Annotated in this window: 16 protein-coding genes and 1 pseudogene; 14 read left to right on the forward strand and 3 right to left on the reverse strand. The window is 70.9% G+C overall.

The window, feature by feature from the left end; genetic code table 11:
• Positions 1-105: 105 nt before the first annotated feature.
• Entirely contained in the window at positions 106-624 is a 519-nt protein-coding gene (locus tag ACR5MH_RS02690) for an AAA family ATPase (protein ID WP_431350085.1), read from the forward strand.
• A 173-nt stretch (positions 625-797) separates the two neighbouring features.
• Here ACR5MH_RS02690 and ACR5MH_RS02695 read toward each other — a convergent pair whose 3' ends face one another.
• Positions 798-1,238: an N-acetyltransferase family protein gene (locus tag ACR5MH_RS02695; protein ID WP_431350084.1), complete on the reverse strand. Its 441-nt coding sequence runs from the start codon at positions 1,236-1,238 to the stop codon at positions 798-800.
• A gap of 194 nt (positions 1,239-1,432) precedes the next feature.
• Between ACR5MH_RS02695 and ACR5MH_RS02700 the strand changes: the two genes are divergently transcribed.
• The 4 genes from ACR5MH_RS02700 to ACR5MH_RS02715 all read left to right on the forward strand — a co-directional run bounded on the left by ACR5MH_RS02700 (position 1,433) and on the right by ACR5MH_RS02715 (position 7,940).
• Positions 1,433-3,490: a S53 family peptidase gene (locus tag ACR5MH_RS02700; RefSeq protein ID WP_433862254.1), complete on the forward strand. Its 2,058-nt coding sequence runs from the start codon at positions 1,433-1,435 to the stop codon at positions 3,488-3,490.
• Between the two features lie 173 nt (positions 3,491-3,663).
• On the forward strand, positions 3,664-5,286 hold the full coding sequence (locus ACR5MH_RS02705) for an FG-GAP repeat domain-containing protein (RefSeq protein ID WP_431350082.1): 1,623 nt from the start codon (positions 3,664-3,666) through the stop codon (positions 5,284-5,286).
• Positions 5,287-5,364: 78 nt separating this feature from the next.
• Positions 5,365-7,329 carry a threonine--tRNA ligase gene (gene thrS / locus ACR5MH_RS02710; protein WP_431350081.1) on the forward strand — a complete coding sequence of 655 codons (1,965 nt, stop codon included), beginning with the start codon at positions 5,365-5,367 and terminating at the stop codon, positions 7,327-7,329.
• Positions 7,330-7,472: 143 nt separating this feature from the next.
• Positions 7,473-7,940 (forward strand): HIT family protein, encoded by a 468-nt coding sequence (locus tag ACR5MH_RS02715; RefSeq protein ID WP_433862594.1) that lies wholly within the window; start codon positions 7,473-7,475, stop codon positions 7,938-7,940.
• Between the two features lie 69 nt (positions 7,941-8,009).
• On the opposite strand, the gene pdxY is transcribed toward ACR5MH_RS02715, so the two are convergent.
• Positions 8,010-8,876, reverse strand: a complete 867-nt coding sequence (pdxY, locus tag ACR5MH_RS02720; protein ID WP_431350080.1) for a pyridoxal kinase PdxY — start codon at positions 8,874-8,876, stop codon at positions 8,010-8,012.
• 17 nt (positions 8,877-8,893) lie between these two features.
• A complete protein-coding gene (locus ACR5MH_RS02725) occupies positions 8,894-10,129 on the reverse strand; it encodes an aminotransferase class I/II-fold pyridoxal phosphate-dependent enzyme (protein WP_433862255.1) in 1,236 nt (411 codons plus the stop codon).
• 198 nt (positions 10,130-10,327) lie between these two features.
• On the opposite strand from ACR5MH_RS02725, the gene pdxS reads away from it, so the two are divergent.
• The 9 genes and pseudogenes from pdxS (at position 10,328) to yajC (ending at position 17,206) form a co-directional block, all read left to right on the forward strand.
• The gene (gene pdxS / locus ACR5MH_RS02730; RefSeq protein ID WP_433862256.1) at positions 10,328-11,230 is read left to right on the forward strand and encodes a pyridoxal 5'-phosphate synthase lyase subunit PdxS; all 903 of its coding nucleotides are present in this window, start codon (positions 10,328-10,330) and stop codon (positions 11,228-11,230) included.
• Positions 11,231-11,344: 114 nt separating this feature from the next.
• A complete protein-coding gene (pdxT, locus tag ACR5MH_RS02735) occupies positions 11,345-11,878 on the forward strand; it encodes a pyridoxal 5'-phosphate synthase glutaminase subunit PdxT (RefSeq protein ID WP_433862257.1) in 534 nt (177 codons plus the stop codon).
• A gap of 132 nt (positions 11,879-12,010) precedes the next feature.
• Positions 12,011-12,283, forward strand: a pseudogene (locus tag ACR5MH_RS02740) (Crp/Fnr family transcriptional regulator); the annotation flags it as partial.
• Positions 12,284-12,582: 299 nt separating this feature from the next.
• The gene (locus ACR5MH_RS02745; RefSeq protein WP_431350079.1) at positions 12,583-13,578 is read left to right on the forward strand and encodes an NAD(P)/FAD-dependent oxidoreductase; all 996 of its coding nucleotides are present in this window, start codon (positions 12,583-12,585) and stop codon (positions 13,576-13,578) included.
• A gap of 110 nt (positions 13,579-13,688) precedes the next feature.
• On the forward strand, positions 13,689-14,450 hold the full coding sequence (locus ACR5MH_RS02750) for a YebC/PmpR family DNA-binding transcriptional regulator (protein ID WP_431350078.1): 762 nt from the start codon (positions 13,689-13,691) through the stop codon (positions 14,448-14,450).
• A gap of 15 nt (positions 14,451-14,465) precedes the next feature.
• A complete protein-coding gene (ruvC, locus tag ACR5MH_RS02755; protein ID WP_431350152.1) occupies positions 14,466-15,062 on the forward strand; it encodes a crossover junction endodeoxyribonuclease RuvC in 597 nt (198 codons plus the stop codon).
• Positions 15,059-15,697, forward strand: a complete 639-nt coding sequence (ruvA, locus tag ACR5MH_RS02760; protein WP_433862258.1) for a Holliday junction branch migration protein RuvA — start codon at positions 15,059-15,061, stop codon at positions 15,695-15,697. Before ruvC ends, ruvA begins: the two co-directional genes overlap by 4 nt.
• On the forward strand, positions 15,694-16,746 hold the full coding sequence (ruvB, locus tag ACR5MH_RS02765; RefSeq protein ID WP_431350077.1) for a Holliday junction branch migration DNA helicase RuvB: 1,053 nt from the start codon (positions 15,694-15,696) through the stop codon (positions 16,744-16,746). Before ruvA ends, ruvB begins: the two co-directional genes overlap by 4 nt.
• Before the next feature lie 58 nt (positions 16,747-16,804).
• On the forward strand, positions 16,805-17,206 hold the full coding sequence (gene yajC, locus ACR5MH_RS02770) for a preprotein translocase subunit YajC (RefSeq protein WP_431350076.1): 402 nt from the start codon (positions 16,805-16,807) through the stop codon (positions 17,204-17,206).
• Positions 17,207-17,307: the final 101 nt, after the last annotated feature.

Genomic DNA, 17,307 nt, shown 5'->3' on the forward strand with positions numbered 1-17,307 from the left:
TGCAAGAGCGTGGACGTAGAGCGCCCGAAGACGATGGCTGGGAGCTCGCGGCTGTGGGCGCTCACTCGGCCCAGCTCGGGGAGTCGGGCCTGCGAGAATCGCGGGATGCACGCAGTGTTCCTGAACGGCACGGTCGGTGTGGGCAAGACCTCGGTGGCCGACGCGCTGAGCGACCTCGAGACGCGGCCGCACGCCGTCGTCGACCTCGACGAGATCCGCCGGTTCCGTCCTGCCGCGGCCGGCGACCCGTTCAACCTCGGGCTGCAGCTCGCGAACCTGGCCGCCCTGGTCGCGAACTTCGGCGCGGCCGGCGCCCGGGTGGTCATCGTCGCCGGGGTCATCGAATCCCGGGAGGACGCGGAACGGTTCCGGCGGGCGGCCGGAGGCTCGGCGACCTTCGTGCGGCTGACCGCCGACGCTGAGGCGATCGAGGGACGGCTCCGGGCGCGGCACGTGGGCGATCCGGACGGGCTGGCCTGGCATCTGGCCCGCGCCGCAGAGCTGACGGCGATCCTCGACTCCGCAGGCATCGAGGGTGACGTGGTCGACACGAGCGCCGACGATGTGGCGGCGGTGGCGAGCCGGGTGCTGCGGTCGTTCGCGGCCGCGGACTCGCGGTCATGACCGCGGGGGCACGTCGCGCGCACGCCGCGGCTGACCGGATTCTGGGCGCGGCCCTCCGCTAGTCTCTCACCGGGAGCGGGGCGGTGACGTTCGCACCGCCGCGCTCGGCGGGCCCACCTCCACGACATCCATGATCGTGCCGTACACCTCGGTGAGCTGCGGCGTCGAGGACCCTAGTCCCGCACGCCGGCGTACCGCATCAGCGTCGAGTCCCGTCGCACGAATCCCACCGACTCGTACAGCGCGATCGCCGCCCGGCGGCTCGGTCGTGAGGTCAGGTCCAGCGTCCGAAGTCCCCGCGCCTCGGCGAGCTGGATGATCGCCTCGAGCAGTCTCCGGGCGATGCCCTGCCCGCGATGAGCGTCGTCCACCACCACGTCGTCCACATGACCTCGCCAGCCGGTCGCAAGCGGGAACGACGCCAGCGTCGCTATCCCGGCGACCACACCGTCGGAGCGGGCGACCAGCAGATCGGTGCCGGGGTGGTTCAGCATCGCGACGAGGCGCTCCTCGTCGAATGTGGAGGAGCGGGAGAGTTGCGGCAGCAGCAAGCGGATAGCGTCCAGGTCGGTGCTGTCGAGCGCGGTCGCGACGTCGATCTCGATCGTGGTCATGTGTTCCACCGTAACAACCGCACCTCGGCGTCGCCGTCGCACCAGCCCGCCTCGTACGCGGACACGATCTCGCGGACGCCGCCCCCCAATCCTGAAAGGTTTCTCAGGAAGCCATGCTTGGTCTACCCCTGTTCGCAGGGGTTGGATAGCCGTGCGCTTACCAGCGCATCCATCGCATTGGTGAAAGGACATCCATGCGCACGACAACCAGAACCCTCAGGGCCGCAGCCGTCACCACCGGCGCGGCCCTTCTCTTTGCCGCGGTGGCCGCGTCGCCCGCCGTCGCGGCACCCGGAAGGAACGCTCTGCCCGGCAGCCAGCCCGCGTGGGCGAACGCGAAAGCACTCCGCTCCGCAGCCCCCGCGACCGACACGGTCGACCTCCGGGTATACCTGCCGTGGCAGAACCAGGCACAGGCGGCGGCGACGGCGCTCGCCGTGTCCACGCCCGGCTCGGCGAGCTACCGGCAGTACCTGACGCCGCAACAGTTCCGCAAGCAGTTCGCGCCTTCGCAGTCCAGCGTGGGCGCGGTGCAGCAGTTCCTGCGCAACGCCGGCTTCACGATCGTGGACACCCCGTCGAACAACCGGTACGTCTCCGCCGAGGGCACCGTCGCCCAGGCGCAGAGCGCGTTCGGCGTCACGCTGGGCGAGTACGACGCGTACGGCACCACGCTGCGCGCGCCGGAGTCCGCGGTGACCATCCCGGCCTCCCTCAACGGCATCGTCGAGAGCGTGGCGGGCCTCGACCAGGGAGCCGACCTCATCGCGCCGACCAACACGAACGGCAACGGCCCGAACCAGGTCCACGGCGCACCATCCGCGGGCTTCCGCGCCGGCCAGCCGTGCTCGCTCTGGTACGGCGAGAAGACGGTCGCGATGCCGAACGCCCCGGCGTACGGCACCAGCAGCAAGCCGATCGCCCCGTGCGGGTACACGCCGGCCCAGGTGCGCGGCCTCTACGGCCTCGACTCCGTCGCCGCGACGGGCGCCGGCCAGACGGTCGCTTTCGTCGGGGCCACCGCGAGCCCGACGCTCGTGCAGGACGTGACGAAGTACAGCAGCCTGCACGGCCTCCCGGCCCCCAAGATCACGCAGCTCGTGGCGCCAGGCGTGTACAGGCTGCCCGACACCCCGAAGCAGACGCCCGGAGACTTCTACGGCGAGGAGACCCTCGACGCCGAAGCCATCCACACCACCGCTCCGGACGCCGCGCTGCTCTACGTGGGCTCGGCGAACGCGCGGCAGGACTTCGACGCGTCGGTGAACCACATCGTCAACAACCACCTGGCGAGCATCCTGTCGATCAGCTACGGCTTCCAGGGCGAGGCGGTGCCGCAGGGCTTCATCAACAGCCTCAACAACACCTTCATCGAGGCGGCGGCGACCGGCATCGGCGTCTTCGTCTCCAGCGGTGACGGCGGCGACGAGGTCGGCACGTTCGGCAAGCCGGCGGTCGACTTCTATGCGGACAGCCCGTGGGTGACGGCAGTCGGCGGCAGCTCGGCCTCGGTCGTGCCCACCGCGGCCGCGCCGACCGGCCTCAGTTACGCCTCGGTCGACGACCCGTCCTCCGCGCTCAACAAGAGCGGCTGGAAGCGGTCGTTCGAGGTGGGCTGGCAGACCGGGCTCGATTCGGTGACGCCGACGGCGACCGACCACATGTCGGGAGCGCCGTACGAGCTGGACGGCACGTTCAAGACGGCCCTGCCGGGCGGTTTCAACGGCGGTGGCGGCGGAGGCGTGAGCACGATTTTCGCGCAGCCGTCGTACCAGGCCGCGGCGGTCGGCTCGGCGTCCGGGAGGCTGGTGCCCGACATCAGCGCCCTCGCCGACCCGAACACGGGCCTGCTGGTCGGACAGACCCAGGCGTTCAGCAACGGTACGTACTACGACGAGTACCGCATCGGCGGCACCTCCGTCGCCGCGCCGCTGACCGCGGGCATCGCGGCCGTCGCCAACCAGGTCGCCGGCGCACCGCTCGGGTTCCTGAACCCGCGCATCTACGGCGCCTACGCGGCGGGCGGCTCGGGCTACTACGACGTCGACCAGGCCGACCTGTTCGGCTCGGCGCTGCCGAGCGTCCTCCGGGTCAACTACGTCGATAGCGAGAGCGCCGCGGGTGGTCTCAGCTACAGCCTGCGGACCCAGGAGACGCCCAACCAGACGCTCCACAGCACCAAGGGCTACGACACCGCCACCGGAGTGGGGACGCCGAACGGCGCTTCCTTCTTCGCGGCGATCACGAAGTAGCGCGCCCTTCGCAGGGCCGAGTGCCCCCTCCCGGACGGGAGGGGGCACTCGTCGTCGAGGCCGAAAGCCGAGGCCGTCGGGGCAGGGATCCCTCGTTCGTGGGTATCGCTCGGCGTGCATGCCGCGGATAGCATGTCTCCGCGCCGCTCTGGTGCTGTATCGAGAGGTGCTCTGTGGGCTCACATCTGCGTCGGCTGCTGGTCGGGTTCGTGGCCGCTGTCGCGGTCGTCGCGGCAGCGGTGGCGGTGGCATCCCCGGCCGGCGCCGCTCCGATCACCACGGCCTTCTCGGCCTCGTCGATCACGATCGACTGCAACAGCCTGCAACCCGGGTACTACAGCAGCGCGCACCTCGCGACATCGCTGAGCTCGCTCGCACCCGACACCGCCTACACGATCGGCACCGACGTGTCGGGGAAGTGGCCTCCGACACAGCCTGGTTCGCCCTTCACCGTGACGACCGACGCCAACGGCGGGGCCACGATCGACACCACTCTCTCGGGTCAGTTCGTATCCGGGACGTCGTACGAGCTGACCGCGTGGCAGGCGAACGCGATCCAAGCGACGGGATATGTGAGCGCCAACTCCTGTGCGAGCGGTGTACAGCAGGTGACGGGGGCGCCGGCCGCCTCCCTGGACTGCCCGCAGCGGTATCTGACCCCGCAGGGCGAAAGCTCCTCCGCCTTCGACTTCACAGCGGACATGGGCGGACTTGTGCCCGGCCAGCCGTACGTCATCAATGTCTCGCTCAACGCGGGGTCCGGCTCAGCCTACGGGCAGGCGACGGCACGCGCGGACGGGACGATCGCGTTCGAGCAGACGTCGAGGAACTACGGCTTCCTGCCCGTCGGCGACTACAGCTGGACCATCTCGACTCCGAGCCAGCCGTATCCGCTGGCGCGCGGCATGTTCTCGGGGGTATCGGACCCGTGTCCGCCGATCGTCAAAGCCCCGAAGCGCCCTGCACTGACCCACGACTCCGACGTCACCGGAGACGGATACGCGGACCTTGTGGTGATCGACATCACCGGTCGCCTCGTCCTGTACACGAACTCCATCAACTCGAACCCCGGGCGGGTGCCGTTCACGACCAGCCGCAGCATCGGTTCCGGCTGGAGCCCCGGCGGCGGGATGCGAAGCCCGACCCTGGGGGACATCTCCGGTGACGGAGTCGCCGACCTGGTGGCCATCCGCTCCGACGGCGCCCTGGTCGTCTACTACAACAACATCGGCAGCTCGCCGGCGAAGCTTCCGTTCTCGTCGGGGACGGTTATCGGCTCGGGCTGGCAGCCGTTCACGTCGATCGCGGTCGGAGACGTGGACGGCGACGGCTATGCCGACCTGATCGCCGAACGCGCCGACGGAACCCGGTGGCTCTACAAGAACCGGGCAGCGACCGACCCGCTGCATCGCCCGTTCAGCACGGGGGTGCAGTTGCCGGCGGATGGCGTCGCTACGGATTCGAACGGGCACGGTCCCGCGCTCGCCGACCTCAACGGAGACGGCTACGCCGACCTCACGCCGGGCGGCTACAGCCTGGACCTCAACCGCACACCCGCGGGCGGAACGACTCCGTTCCCGCTGGCCGTTCCCATCACGCAGCCGAGCAGCATGGCGCCGGCACTGGACGGCTGGGCCGTCGGCGACTACGAGGGTCGCGGCTCGTCCGGCATCATCGCCGCCGACCCGGGGCGGAGCGGACAGCTCGTCTACCTCAAGAATCCGCTGGACCCGAGTGCCCAGCCCACGGTGATCGGGGACGGCTGGGCGCCGGGGCTCTATACGCTGGTGCCCTGACGCCGCTCGTCCGGGCGGACCGCTCGCGCCGACTAGAGTTGACGCATCCCATTGGAATACGACTCTAGGAGTGGACAGGTGGCCGACGGCTTCGAGCTCTTCACCGACCGTTCCGTTGTCGCGATGCGCGTCAACGGTGAGCTGAAGGATCTCGCGACGACCGTCACGACCACCGACACGGTCGAGCCGGTCACCATCGACTCGCCCGACGGGCTGAGCATCCTCCGGCACTCCACCGCGCACGTCCTCGCGCAGGCCGTGCAGGCGATCAACCCGGAGGCCAAGCTCGGCATCGGTCCGCCCATCACCGACGGTTTCTACTACGACTTCGACGTCGCCGAGCCGTTCACCCCCGAGGACCTCAAAGCCCTCGACAAGGAGATGGCACGCATCGTGCGCGCGGGCCAGCGCTTCATGCGCCGCGTCGTGACCGACGACGAGGCGCGCGCCGAGCTCGCCGGCGAACCGTACAAGCTCGAGCTGATCGGCCTCAAAGGGTCGGCGGCGGGCGGCGGCGACGAGGCGGTCGAGGTCGGCTCCGGCGAGCTGACCATCTACGACAACGTCGACCCGAAGACCGGCGAGACGGTCTGGAAGGACCTCTGCCGCGGCCCGCACATCCCGAGCACGCGCATGCTCGACAACGGCTGGGCGCTCACCCGCGTCGCCGCCGCCTACTGGCGCGGCTCGGAGAAGAACCCGCAACTCCAGCGCATCTACGGAACCGCGTGGCCCAGCAAGGACGAGCTGCGCGCGTACCAGACCCGCATGGAGGAGGCCGCCAAGCGCGACCACCGCAAGCTCGGCGCGGAGCTCGACCTGTTCAGCTTCCCGGAGGAGATCGGCTCGGGCCTGGCGGTGTTCCACCCGAAGGGTGGGATCATCCGCAAGGAGATCGAGGACTACATGCGCGATCGACTGATCGCGAACGGCTACGAGGTCGTGAACACGCCGCACATCACCAAGGCGCACCTCTTCGAGACCAGCCAGCACCTCAACTGGTACAGGGACGGCATGTTCCCGCCCATGCACCTGGACGAGGAGCGCGACGCCGAGGGCAACATCACCCGGCAGGGGCAGGACTACTACCTCAAGCCGATGAACTGCCCGATGCACAACCTCATCTTCCGGGCGCGCGGGCGCAGCTACCGCGAGCTGCCGCTGCGCCTGGCGGAGTTCGGCACGGTCTACCGCTACGAGAAATCCGGCACTCTTTCCGGCCTGACCCGGGTGCGCGGCCTCACGCAGGACGACGCGCACATCTACGTGACTGAGGAGCAGATCAAGGACGAGGTGGCGAGCCAGCTCGACTTCGTGCTCGAGACCCTGCGCGGCTACGGCCTGACGAACTTCTACCTGGAGCTCTCCACCAAGGACCCGGAGAAGTACGTCGGCAGCGACGAGAGCTGGGAGACCGCGACCGAGACCCTCCGCGAGGTGGCGATCGAGTCCGGGCTGGAGCTGGTGGACGACCCGGCCGGGGCGGCGTTCTACGGCCCGAAGATCTCCGTGCAGGCGCGCGACGCGATCGGCCGCACCTGGCAGCTCTCGACGGTCCAGCTCGACTTCAACCAGCCGGAGCTGTTCGAACTGGAGTACAACGCGGCCGACGGCACGCGCAAGCAGCCGGCGATGATCCACCGTGCGCTGCTCGGCTCCATCGAGCGGTTCTTCGCGATCCTGCTGGAGCACTACGCGGGCGCCTTCCCGGTCTGGCTCTCGCCGGTGCAGGTGGTGGGCATCCCGGTCGCCGACGCGTACGGCCCCTTCCTGGACGACGTGATCGCGCGGCTGCGCGCCCGCGGAGTGCGTGCGGAAGTGGACCACTCCGACGACCGCATGCAGAAGAAGATCCGCACGCACACCAAGGCCAAGGTGCCCTTCCAGCTCATCGTGGGCGAGGAGGACTCCACCGCGGGAACGGTCAGCTTCCGCTTCCGCGACGGCACGCAGCTCAACGGCGTGACCGTGGACGAGGCCATCGAGCGCATCGTCGCGAGCATCGACGCACACGAGCTGGTCGACACGGCATGGCCCGCCTGAGCCTCGACGACTACGCCGACGGCGCCGGTCGCGACAGCGCAGGCAGTGACGGGGACGTCCACGCGGAGCAGCTCCGCGTGGACGACCCGTCGTACCTCGCCGGCGTGCCGGACGAGTTCCAGCGGCTGTGGACCCCGCACCGCATGGTCTACATCCAGCACGGCCAGCAGCCCGGCAAGGACGACTGCCCGTTCTGCGTCGCGCCGAGCCTGAGCGATGAGGAATCGCTGATCGTGGCCCGCGGTGAGCACGCCTACGCGCTGCTCAACCTGTTCCCGTACAACAGCGGCCACCTGCTGGTCTGCCCGTACCGCCACATCGCGAACTACGACGAGGCCACCGCGGAGGAGGTCGCGGAGATCGGCAGCATCACCCAGACCGCGATGCGCGTCATCCGGGAGGTCTCCCGCAACGACGGCTTCAACATCGGGATGAATCAGGGGGTGGTCGCGGGCGCCGGCATCGCCGCGCACCTCCATCAGCACATCGTGCCGCGCTGGGCGCAGGACGCGAACTTCTTCCCGATCATCGCCAAGACCAAGGCTCTCCCGCAGCTCCTCGGCGAGGTGCGCGAGGCCCTCGCCACCGCCTGGCCGAAGGCCGGCGCTTAGCGCGAAACATTCGTGCCGAATGTCGACTCTGGTTGCGCGAGAGTCGACATTCGGCACGAATGTGGGCGGTCAGCGCACCTGCGTGACCGCGAACTGCTCGCGCGGGTGCGCGTAGGACTCCTGCGACTCCACGAGCTGGAGCTCGCGCTCGCCCGACGCGAGCGTGTTCGCGAGCAGGTCGTACACGCTGGAGACGGTCTTGCCGAGCGCGGAGGCCGCGGCGCCGGATTCCGTTCGGTGCGCCGCGACGTAGTGCGCCGTGAACAGCGCCGCCGTCACGTCGCCCGATCCGTTCGCCTTCAGCGCCAGTCGCGGCGTCTGCACGATCCACGCGCCTGCGTCGTCCACCGCGAGCATCTCGATGGTGTCCTCCGGCTGGTCCGGACGTTCCACACTCGTGACGAGGACGGTGCGCGGCCCCATCGCGCGCGCCGCGTCGACCGAGGCGAGCGTGGAGTCCAGGTCCGCCGGCTCGGTGCCGGTGAGATACCCGAGCTCGAACTGGTTCGGCGTGATGATGTCGGCGACCGGCACGACCTTGTCGCGCAGCAGCTTCGGGATGGCCGGCGCGACGAAGCAGCCGGACTTAGCGTTCCCTATCACCGGGTCGCAGGCGTACACCGCGTTCGGGTTGGCCGCCTTGACGCGCGCGACGGCGTCCACGATCACGTCGCCGATGCCCTCGCTGCCCTGATAGCCGGAGAGGACGGCGTCGACCGTCCCGAGCACGCCGCGCTCCTCGATCCCGGTGATCACCGCGCGCACGTCGTCCGGCGCGATGAGCGGCCCGCGCCACGCGCCGTACCCCGTGTGGTTGGAGAAGTTCACGGTGTGGACGGGGAGCACCTCCACGCCGATGCGCTGGAGCGGGAACACGGCGGCGGAGTTGCCCACATGACCGTAGGCGACGGCGGACTGGATGGAGAGGATACGCATCCTTCGATCCTGTCAGATCAGGTCCGGGGCGCCGACCGCTCGGCCGCCTCCACGAGATCGTCGACCAGTCGGCCCGCCTCCTCCTCGGTGAGGTCGTGCACCGTCAGCCGCAGGTGGTGCGAGGCCGCGGGATGGCCGCCCAGCAGGAACTCGTCACCCGTGCGCGCGAGCCAGCCGCGTCGCATCAGTCGTTCGGCGACGATCCGCGCCTCGACCGGCAGCGCCACCCACAGGTTGAGCCCGTCGCCGGCTTCGGTCGGCAGGCCGCGTGCGGTCAGCCGCGTCGCGAAGTCCACGTTCTGTGCGGCGTAGTGCCGCCCGGCCTCCGCGACCTCCCGCAGCACCGTGTCGTCCGTGAGCTGGGCGAGCACCAGCCGCTGGAGGATGTGGCTCACCCAGGTGGTGCCCGGGCTCAGCCGGAAGGCGAGACGGTCGGCGGTCTCCGCGTCCGTCGCGGCGATCGCGAGGCACATGTCCGGGCCGAGGAACTTCGACACCGAGCGGACCAGCGCGAAGCGGCGGTGGCCGGGGCCGATGAGTGTCTCGTAGGGGCGCTGGGACAGCATGGAGAAGTGGTCGTCCTCGATGACGAGCACATAGGGATGGTCGGCCAGCAGCGTGCGCAGGGCGGCGGCGCGGGTGGGGGAGAGGGTCGCCCCCGTCGGGTTCTGCGCGCGGGGCGTGCAGATGATCGCGCGCACACCGGCGTCGAGCGCCGCGCGGAGGCCTTCGACGGTCATCCCCTCGGCGTCCACCGGCACGGGCACCGCGCGGTAACCGCCGTGCCGGACCGTGTGGATGCTGGCCAGGAAGCACGGGTCCTCCAGCGCGACCGCGTCGTCGCGGAGCAGGGCCTGGGCCAGCAGCCGCTCGACGGCGTCGACGGCGCCGTTCGTCACGGTGATCCGGAGGTCGGGGCCCGGTTCAAGGCCGGGGAGGTCCTCCCGCACCCACGCGAGCGCGCGTGCCTCCAGCGCCGGGTCGATGACCGGCTCGCCGTAGAGCACCGGCCGGCCCGTCGCGCGGGCGAGGGCCGAGGAGAGGTCGGGGATGCGTCCCGGATCCGGGTTGCCGGTCCCGATGTCCCGGAGGATGCTGTCGGCCGCGTAGCCCTCCTGGGCGACGGCCTCCACGCCCGCGATGACGGTGCCGGCCCGGCCGCGCGCCACGACCACGCCCGCCTGCGCCAGCAGCCGGTAGGCGGCGACGGCCGTGTTGCGGTTGACCCGGAGCCGGGCGGCCAGTTCGCGCACCGGGGGAGGGCGTCGCCGCGGCGCAGCGCCCCGCGTTCGTGGAGCGCGCGCACGCTTGCCGCGATCTCCGCCGCGGTCGTGCCCGTGATGACCTGTTCGTCCATTTCGCTCCCCGGCGTCGAGTCTAGCCAGCCCTGGGTAGGATGCTATCGTTCGGCATAGGCCAAAGTAGTTTTTGTACCGCACGAGAGGGCGATCATGACAGACAGAGAACAGGGCAACGCGACGGGTTCGAGCCGGGTCAAGCGCGGCCTGGCCGAGATGCTGAAGGGCGGCGTCATCATGGACGTCGTCACTCCCGAGCAGGCCCGCATCGCCGAGGACGCCGGCGCCGTCGCCGTCATGGCACTGGAGCGCGTCCCCGCCGACATCCGCGCGCAGGGCGGCGTCGCCCGCATGAGCGACCCGGACCTCATCGAGGCGATCATCGCCGAGGTCTCGATCCCGGTCATGGCGAAGGCCCGCATCGGCCACTTCGTCGAGGCCCAGGTGCTGCAGGCGCTCGACGTCGACTACATCGACGAGTCCGAGGTGCTCTCGCCCGCCGACTACGTCAACCACATCGACAAGTGGCAGTTCACCGTCCCGTTCGTCTGCGGCGCCACCAACCTCGGTGAGGCCCTGCGCCGCATCAACGAGGGCGCGGCGATGATCCGCTCCAAGGGCGAGGCCGGCACCGGCGACGTCTCGGAGGCCACCAAGCACATCCGCAAGATCACCTCGGAGATCAACGCGCTGAAGTCGATGACCCGCGACGAGCTCTACGTCGCCGCCAAGGACCTCCAGGCCCCGTACGAGCTGGTCGCCGAGATCGCCGAGACCGGCAAGCTCCCCGTCGTGCTGTTCACCGCGGGCGGCGTGGCCACCCCGGCCGACGCGGCGATGATGATGCAGCTCGGCGCGGACGGCGTCTTCGTCGGCTCGGGCATCTTCAAGTCGGGCAACCCGGAGCAGCGTGCTGCAGCGATCGTCAAGGCGACCACCTTCTACGACGACCCGAAGGTCATCGCCGAGGTCTCCCGCGGCCTCGGCGAGGCGATGGTCGGCATCAACGTCTCCGACCTCGCCGCGCCGCACCGCCTCGCCGAGCGTGGCTGGTAACGCGACCGCAGCGCCGCCTGCCGCAACCGGCCCGCGCGTCGGCGTCCTGGCCCTGCAGGGGATTTCCGCGAGCACCTCGCGGTCCTGCGCGGCCTCGGCGCCGACGCCGTCCCGGTGCGCCGGGCGGAGGAGCTGGAGCGCATCGACGGCCTGGTCATCCCGGGCGGCGAGTCCAGCGTCATGGACAAGCTGTCGCGGGCGTTCGGCGTCGCCGAGCCGCTGAAGGCCGCCATCGCCGCCGGGCTCCCGGTGTACGGCACCTGCGCCGGCCTCATCATGCTCGCGGACGCGATCGTGGACGGCATCGCCGGCCAGCAGAGCCTCGGCGGCCTGGATGTCGCGGTGCGCCGCAACGCGTTCGGCTCGCAGGTGGACTCGTTCGAGACCGACCTCGACATCCCGCAGCTCGGTGACGAGCCGGTGCACGCGGTGTTCATCCGCGCGCCGATCGTGGAGAGCGTGGGGGAGCGTGCGACCGTGCTGGCGCGCGTGCCGGACGGCCGGGTGGTCGCCGTCGAGCAGGGCGACCTCCTCGGCACGTCGTTCCACCCCGAGATCACCGGGGACACGCGGTTCCACGCGTACTTCCTGGACAAGGTGCGGGCGCGAGTCTCCTCCCGCCCGGCACGGGTGGACGCCGCGGTCTGAGGATGGTGCGGCCACGCCGCGGTCGCCTATGATCGCGGCGTGCCGACGCCCCCGCCTGAACGGCCGCCGTTCCGAGTCCCGGTCGGCACCGCAGCCAACCCCGTCCTGGAGCAGGGTGCGCTCGCCCGCCTGATGGCGCTCGGCGAGTCGCAGGAGTTCGCCGTCGGGGACACCCTGTTCCGCGCCGGAGACGAGGAGCTCGACTTCTTCGTCATGGAGTCCGGCCGTGTGGACATCGTCCGGGAGGCCACGGGGACCTCGCCCGCGCGCGTCGTCGCCGAGTGGCAGGCCGGCGAGTTCCTGGGCGAGCTGAGCATGCTGACCGGTCAGGCGTCGCTGCTGACGGCCCGCATCGTCGAGCCGAGCCGGGTGCGGCGCATCCCGAACGCGGTGTTCAAGCAGCTCATGTCGAACGACGGGGAACTGTCGGAGACCCTGCTCGCCGCCTTCCGTGCACGGCGGCGTCTGCTCATGGCGGCGGCCGACCGCACCACGCAGATCTTCGGGACGGAGGGCTCGGCCGCGGCGATGGCCCTGCGCCGCTACGCCTCACGCATGGAGCTGCCGCACCGCTGGACCGACGTCTCGACCGAGGCGGGCCGGGAGGCGCTGGCGGCCTCCGAGCACGCCGGCCTCGACCTCCCGCTCGTCGTCTCCCGCGCGGCCGTGATCGCCGCCGCCACCCCCTCGCGCTCGCGGAGGCGGTGGGTCTGGCGTACCGGTACCGCGACGGCGACGAGTTCGACCTGGTGGTCGTCGGCGCCGGTCCGGCCGGCCTCGCCGCCGGCATCTACGGCGCCTCCGAGGGGCTGCGCACCCTGGTGCTCGACGCCCTCGCGCCGGGCGGCCAGGCCGCGGCCAGCTCCCGCATCGAGAACTACCTCGGCTTCCCGTCCGGCGTCTCCGGCGCCGAGATCACCGAGCTCGGCCTGGTGCAGGCGCTGAAGTTCGGCGTCCGGCTGTCGGCGCCCGCGGAGGTCACGGCGCTGTCGCCGCGCGAGGGAGGTCACGAGCTGACGCTGGCGGAGGGCGACGCCATCCGCGCGCGGACCGTCGTCGTCGCCACCGGCGCCCGCTACCGCCGCCTCCCGCTGGAGCGCTGGTCCGACTTCGAGGGCGGCAGCATCTTCTTCGCGACGACCGAGCTGGAGGCGAGGACCGTCGCCCGCCGCCCCGCGGTCGTCGTGGGCGGCGCGAACTCCGCGGGCCAGGCGGCGCTCTACCTCGCGGAGCTCGGCAGCGAGGTCGCCCTGGTCGTCCGCGGTGGCGACATCGCGGCCAAGATGTCCACGTACCTGGTCGACCGGGTGCGGTCGCACGAGCGGATCACGGTGCACACGTCGTCCGACGTGACCGCGCTGCTCGGCGGCGAACAGCTCGAGGCCGTCACCCTGACGTCCTCCGCGACCGGCGCCGACGAGCGCGTGGCCGCGGCCGCGCTGTTCTGCTTCGTGGGAGCCGAGCCGCGGGCGTCGTGGCTGAGCGGCGCGGCCGCGGACGGCAGCGGCTTCCTGCTGACGGACGTCGACCTTCCGCCGGTGGTGGGCGCGGTGCGCGGCCCGCTGCCGTTCGAGACCAGCGTCGTCGGCGTCTTCGCGGCGGGCGACGTCCGGCACGGCTCGATGAAGCGCATCGCCGCCGCGGTCGGGGAGGGCGCGAGCGCGGTCGCGTCGGTCCACCGCGCGCTCGCGGGCGCGTAGCGAGGGCGCCGCGCCGTCGCGACCCCGCACGCCGCGCAACCGCGCCTTCGGGCCCCCGTGAGCCGAGGCATTATTATGGACAGGTTCAACCGCAACTCGAGGGAGCACCAGTGTCCGGGCATTCCAAGTGGGCAACGACCAAGCACAAGAAGGCCGTCATCGACGCCCGCCGCGCGAAGTCGTTCGCCAAGCTCATCAAGAACATCGAGGTGGCGGCGAAGACCGGCGGCGCGGACATGTCCGGCAACCCGACCCTGGTCGACGCGGTCCAGAAGGCCAAGAAGACCTCGGTCCCCAACGACAACATCGACCGCGCCATCAAGCGCGGCGCCGGCCTGACCGGCGAGTCGATCGAGTACACGACCATCATGTACGAGGGCTACGGCCCGGGCGGCGTCGCTCTCATGATCGAGTGCCTCACCGACAACAAGAACCGTGCCGCCGCCGAGGTCCGCACCGCGATGACGCGCAACGGCGGCACGATGGCCGACCCGGGCAGTGTGGCGTACAACTTCCACCGCAAGGGCGTCATCGTCGTCCCGCACGCCGACGGCGTGGACGAGGACACGGTCCTCACCGCCGTTCTCGACGCGGGCGCCGAGGAGGTCACCGACCGCGGCGAGAGCTTCGAGGTCCTGACCGAGGCCAGCGACCTGGTCGCCGCGCGCACCGCGCTGCAGGAGGCCGGCATCGACTACGACTCGGCCGACGCCGAATTCGTCGCGACGGTCAACGTGGAGGCGGACGCCGAGCTGGCGCGCAAGGTCTTCCGCCTCATCGACGCCTTGGAGGACTCGGACGACGTGCAGAACGTCTACACGAACCTCGACCTCACGCCCGAGGTGCAGGCGCAGCTCGAAGACGACGAGTAAGGCGCCGCCATGACGATCCGGGTGCTCGGCATCGACCCGGGTCTCACGCGCTGCGGCGTCGGCGTCGTGGACGTCCGTCCGGACCGGAAGGCCGCCCTCGTGGAGGTCACGGTCATCCGCACGCCGGCGGACATGCCCCTGGAACAGCGGCTGCTGGCGGTCGGCACCGGCATCGACGAGCTGCTCGACGCCCACCGCCCGGACGTGGTGGCGATCGAGCGCGTGTTCGCGCAGCACAACCTCCGCACGGTGATGGGCGTCGCCCAGGTGAGCGGCGTCGCGCTGCACGCCGCCGCGCGCCGCGGCCTCCGGGTGGCGCTGCACACGCCGAGCGAGGTCAAGGCGGCGATCACCGGGTACGGCTCGGCCGATAAGAAGCAGGTGCAGGCGATGGTCGCGCGCATCCTCGGGCTGGCCGAGGCGCCGAAGCCGGCGGACGCCGCGGACGCACTCGCCATCGCGATCTGTCACGCCTGGCGCGGCGCTCCCGCGACCGACGGGGGAGCTGCGGGCGCAGCGCAGACCGCCGCTCAGACTCCGGCGCAGGCCGCGTGGCTCGCCGCCGAGCGCTCCGCCCGGACGTCGGCCGTTCCCCGTAGGCTGGCCAGGTGATCTCCTCCCTCCGCGGCACCGTCCTCTCTGCGAGCGGCGGCGCCGCCGTGATCGAGGTGGGGGGCGTCGGCTTCGCCGTGACGCTCACTCCCGACCATGTGCTCTCGCTGCGCGTCGGCGACGAGGCGTTCGTGTTCACGTCGCTAATCGTCCGGGAGGACGCCCTCCAGCTCTTCGGCTTCGCCGATCTCGACCAGCTCCAGGTCTTCGAGCTGCTCACCGGGGTCTCGGGAGTCGGCCCGAAGTCCGCGATCGGCGTGCTGTCGGTGCTCAGCCCCGATCAGGTCGCCGACGCGGTCGCGGCCGACGACGACGCGCCGTTCCGCAAGGTATCGGGGATCGGCCCCAAGACCGCCAAGCTCATCGTCGTCTCGCTCACCGGCAAGCTCGCCGCCGCACGGCGTGCGCCCGCGCGTGCTGTGAAGACGAAGGGAACGCCCTCCGCCGTCCCCGACAGCGTGATCGTCGCGCTGGTCGGCCTCGGCTGGCCCGAGAAGATCGCGGCGGAGGCCGTATCCGACGTCGTGGCCGAGACCGACGAGGGCGCGCGCGACTCCGTCCAGGCCCTGCTTCGGCTCTCGCTCGCGCGCCTCGGGCCGGCCGGCGCCGGCGCGGCGACCGGGACGAACCGATGAGCGACGACCTCACCGCGCCGGAGCTCGAGTCGGAGTCCGAGCTCGCCTTCGAGGGCGCGCTGCGGCCGCGCACGCTGTCCGAGTTCGTCGGGCAGGCGAAGGTCCGCGGTCAGCTCCAGCTTCTGCTGACGGCCGCGAAGATGCAGGAGCGCACGGCCGACCACATCCTCCTGGCCGGCCCTCCCGGGCTCGGCAAGACCACGCTCGCCATGATCGTCGCGCACGAGAGCGAGCGGCCGCTCCGGCTCTCCAGCGGCCCCGCCATCCAGCACGCCGGCGACCTCGCGGCCCTGCTGTCGTCGTTGATGCCGGGCGAGGTGCTGTTCATCGACGAGATCCACCGCATGGCGCGCTCGGCGGAGGAGATGCTCTACCTCGCGATGGAGGACTTCCGCATCGACATCATGGTCGGCAAGGGCGCGGGCGCCACGTCCATCCCGCTCGACCTCGCGCCGTTCACGCTCGTCGGCGCGACCACCCGCTCTGGCCTGCTGCCCAACCCGCTGCGCGACCGCTTCGGATTCACCGCCCACCTGGAGTTCTACGACGAGACCGAACTCACCCAGGTGCTGTCCCGCGCGGCCGTGATGCTCGACTTCGAGATCGACCGTTCCGCTCTGGCGGAGATCGCCGGGCGCTGCCGGGGGACCCCGCGCATCGCCAACCGGCTGCTGCGCCGGGTGCGGGACTACGCGCTCGTCCACGGCCGCCGCGCCGACCTGGAGGCGGTGCGCGCCGCGCTCGAGCTCTACGACGTCGACGCGCTCGGCCTCGACCGCCTCGACCGCGCCGTGCTGCACGCCATCCTGGAGCGCTTCGAGGGCGGCCCGGTCGGCCTCAACACGCTCGCGGTGTCGGTCGGCGAGGAGGCGGAGACCATCGAGTCGGTCGTCGAGCCGTTCCTGGTGCGCATCGGGCTGCTGTCGAGAACGCCGCGCGGACGCGTCGCCACGCCGGCGGCCTGGCGGCACTTCGGGCTGCCCGGACCCCGGCTTGGCGGCGAACGACAAGGGCACTCACAGCAACCGTCCCTGATGGATGACCTATAATTCAAGCTGGCCATTCGCCACACCCCCTTGACTTCACCGGAAGGTTCGGCTTTTCTTCATGGATCCGTTGACCATTGTGATGGTCGTCATTTTGGCGGCCCTCGTCTTCTTCATGTTCCGAAACAGCCGCAAGCGGCGCAAGGAGCAGGATGAGACGCGTTCGAAGATGGTGCCCGGCGCCGAGGTGATGACCAACTTCGGCCTGTACGGCACCCTGCTGTCCGTCGACGAGGACGACAACACCGCCGTCATCGAGACCAGCCCGGGCCATGTCGTGAAGGTGCACCGCCAGGTGCTCGCGCGCGTCGTGGAGCCGAAGACCCCCGAGATCGACGACACCGAGGTCGCCGGCCCGGAGCTCAACGAGGACCACGCCATTCCGGCCGACTCGTCCGCTCCGGAATTCGGCGAGCGGGTGGACGACGCGCCGAAGAAGCCCGGCGCGAAGAGCGACGACTGATAGCATCCCTGTGCTCCGCGCGCCGACTGGGTGCGCGGATCGCTCGTAGAAAGCTGAGTTCCTAGGTGGCAAAGTCGACCCCGGTCAAAAAAGCCTGGCGT

It is taken from the genome of Streptomyces sp. L7, from assembly GCF_050990935.1.
Classification (GTDB): domain Bacteria; phylum Actinomycetota; class Actinomycetes; order Actinomycetales; family Microbacteriaceae; genus Leifsonia.

Bases quoted from the DNA above. Each gene is read 5' to 3' on its own strand.
- ACR5MH_RS02700 (WP_433862254.1), top strand. From the start codon at position 1,433: ATGCGCACGACAACCAGAACCCTCAGGGCCGCAGCCGTCACCACCGGC.
- ACR5MH_RS02695 (WP_431350084.1), bottom strand. From the start codon at position 1,238: ATGACCACGATCGAGATCGACGTCGCGACCGCGCTCGACAGCACCGAC.
- ACR5MH_RS02715 (WP_433862594.1), top strand. From the start codon at position 7,473: ATGGTCTACATCCAGCACGGCCAGCAGCCCGGCAAGGACGACTGCCCG.
- pdxY (WP_431350080.1), bottom strand. From the start codon at position 8,876: ATGCGTATCCTCTCCATCCAGTCCGCCGTCGCCTACGGTCATGTGGGC.
- yajC (WP_431350076.1), top strand. From the start codon at position 16,805: ATGGATCCGTTGACCATTGTGATGGTCGTCATTTTGGCGGCCCTCGTC.
- ACR5MH_RS02690 (WP_431350085.1), top strand. From the start codon at position 106: ATGCACGCAGTGTTCCTGAACGGCACGGTCGGTGTGGGCAAGACCTCG.
- pdxS (WP_433862256.1), top strand. From the start codon at position 10,328: ATGACAGACAGAGAACAGGGCAACGCGACGGGTTCGAGCCGGGTCAAG.
- ruvB (WP_431350077.1), top strand. From the start codon at position 15,694: ATGAGCGACGACCTCACCGCGCCGGAGCTCGAGTCGGAGTCCGAGCTC.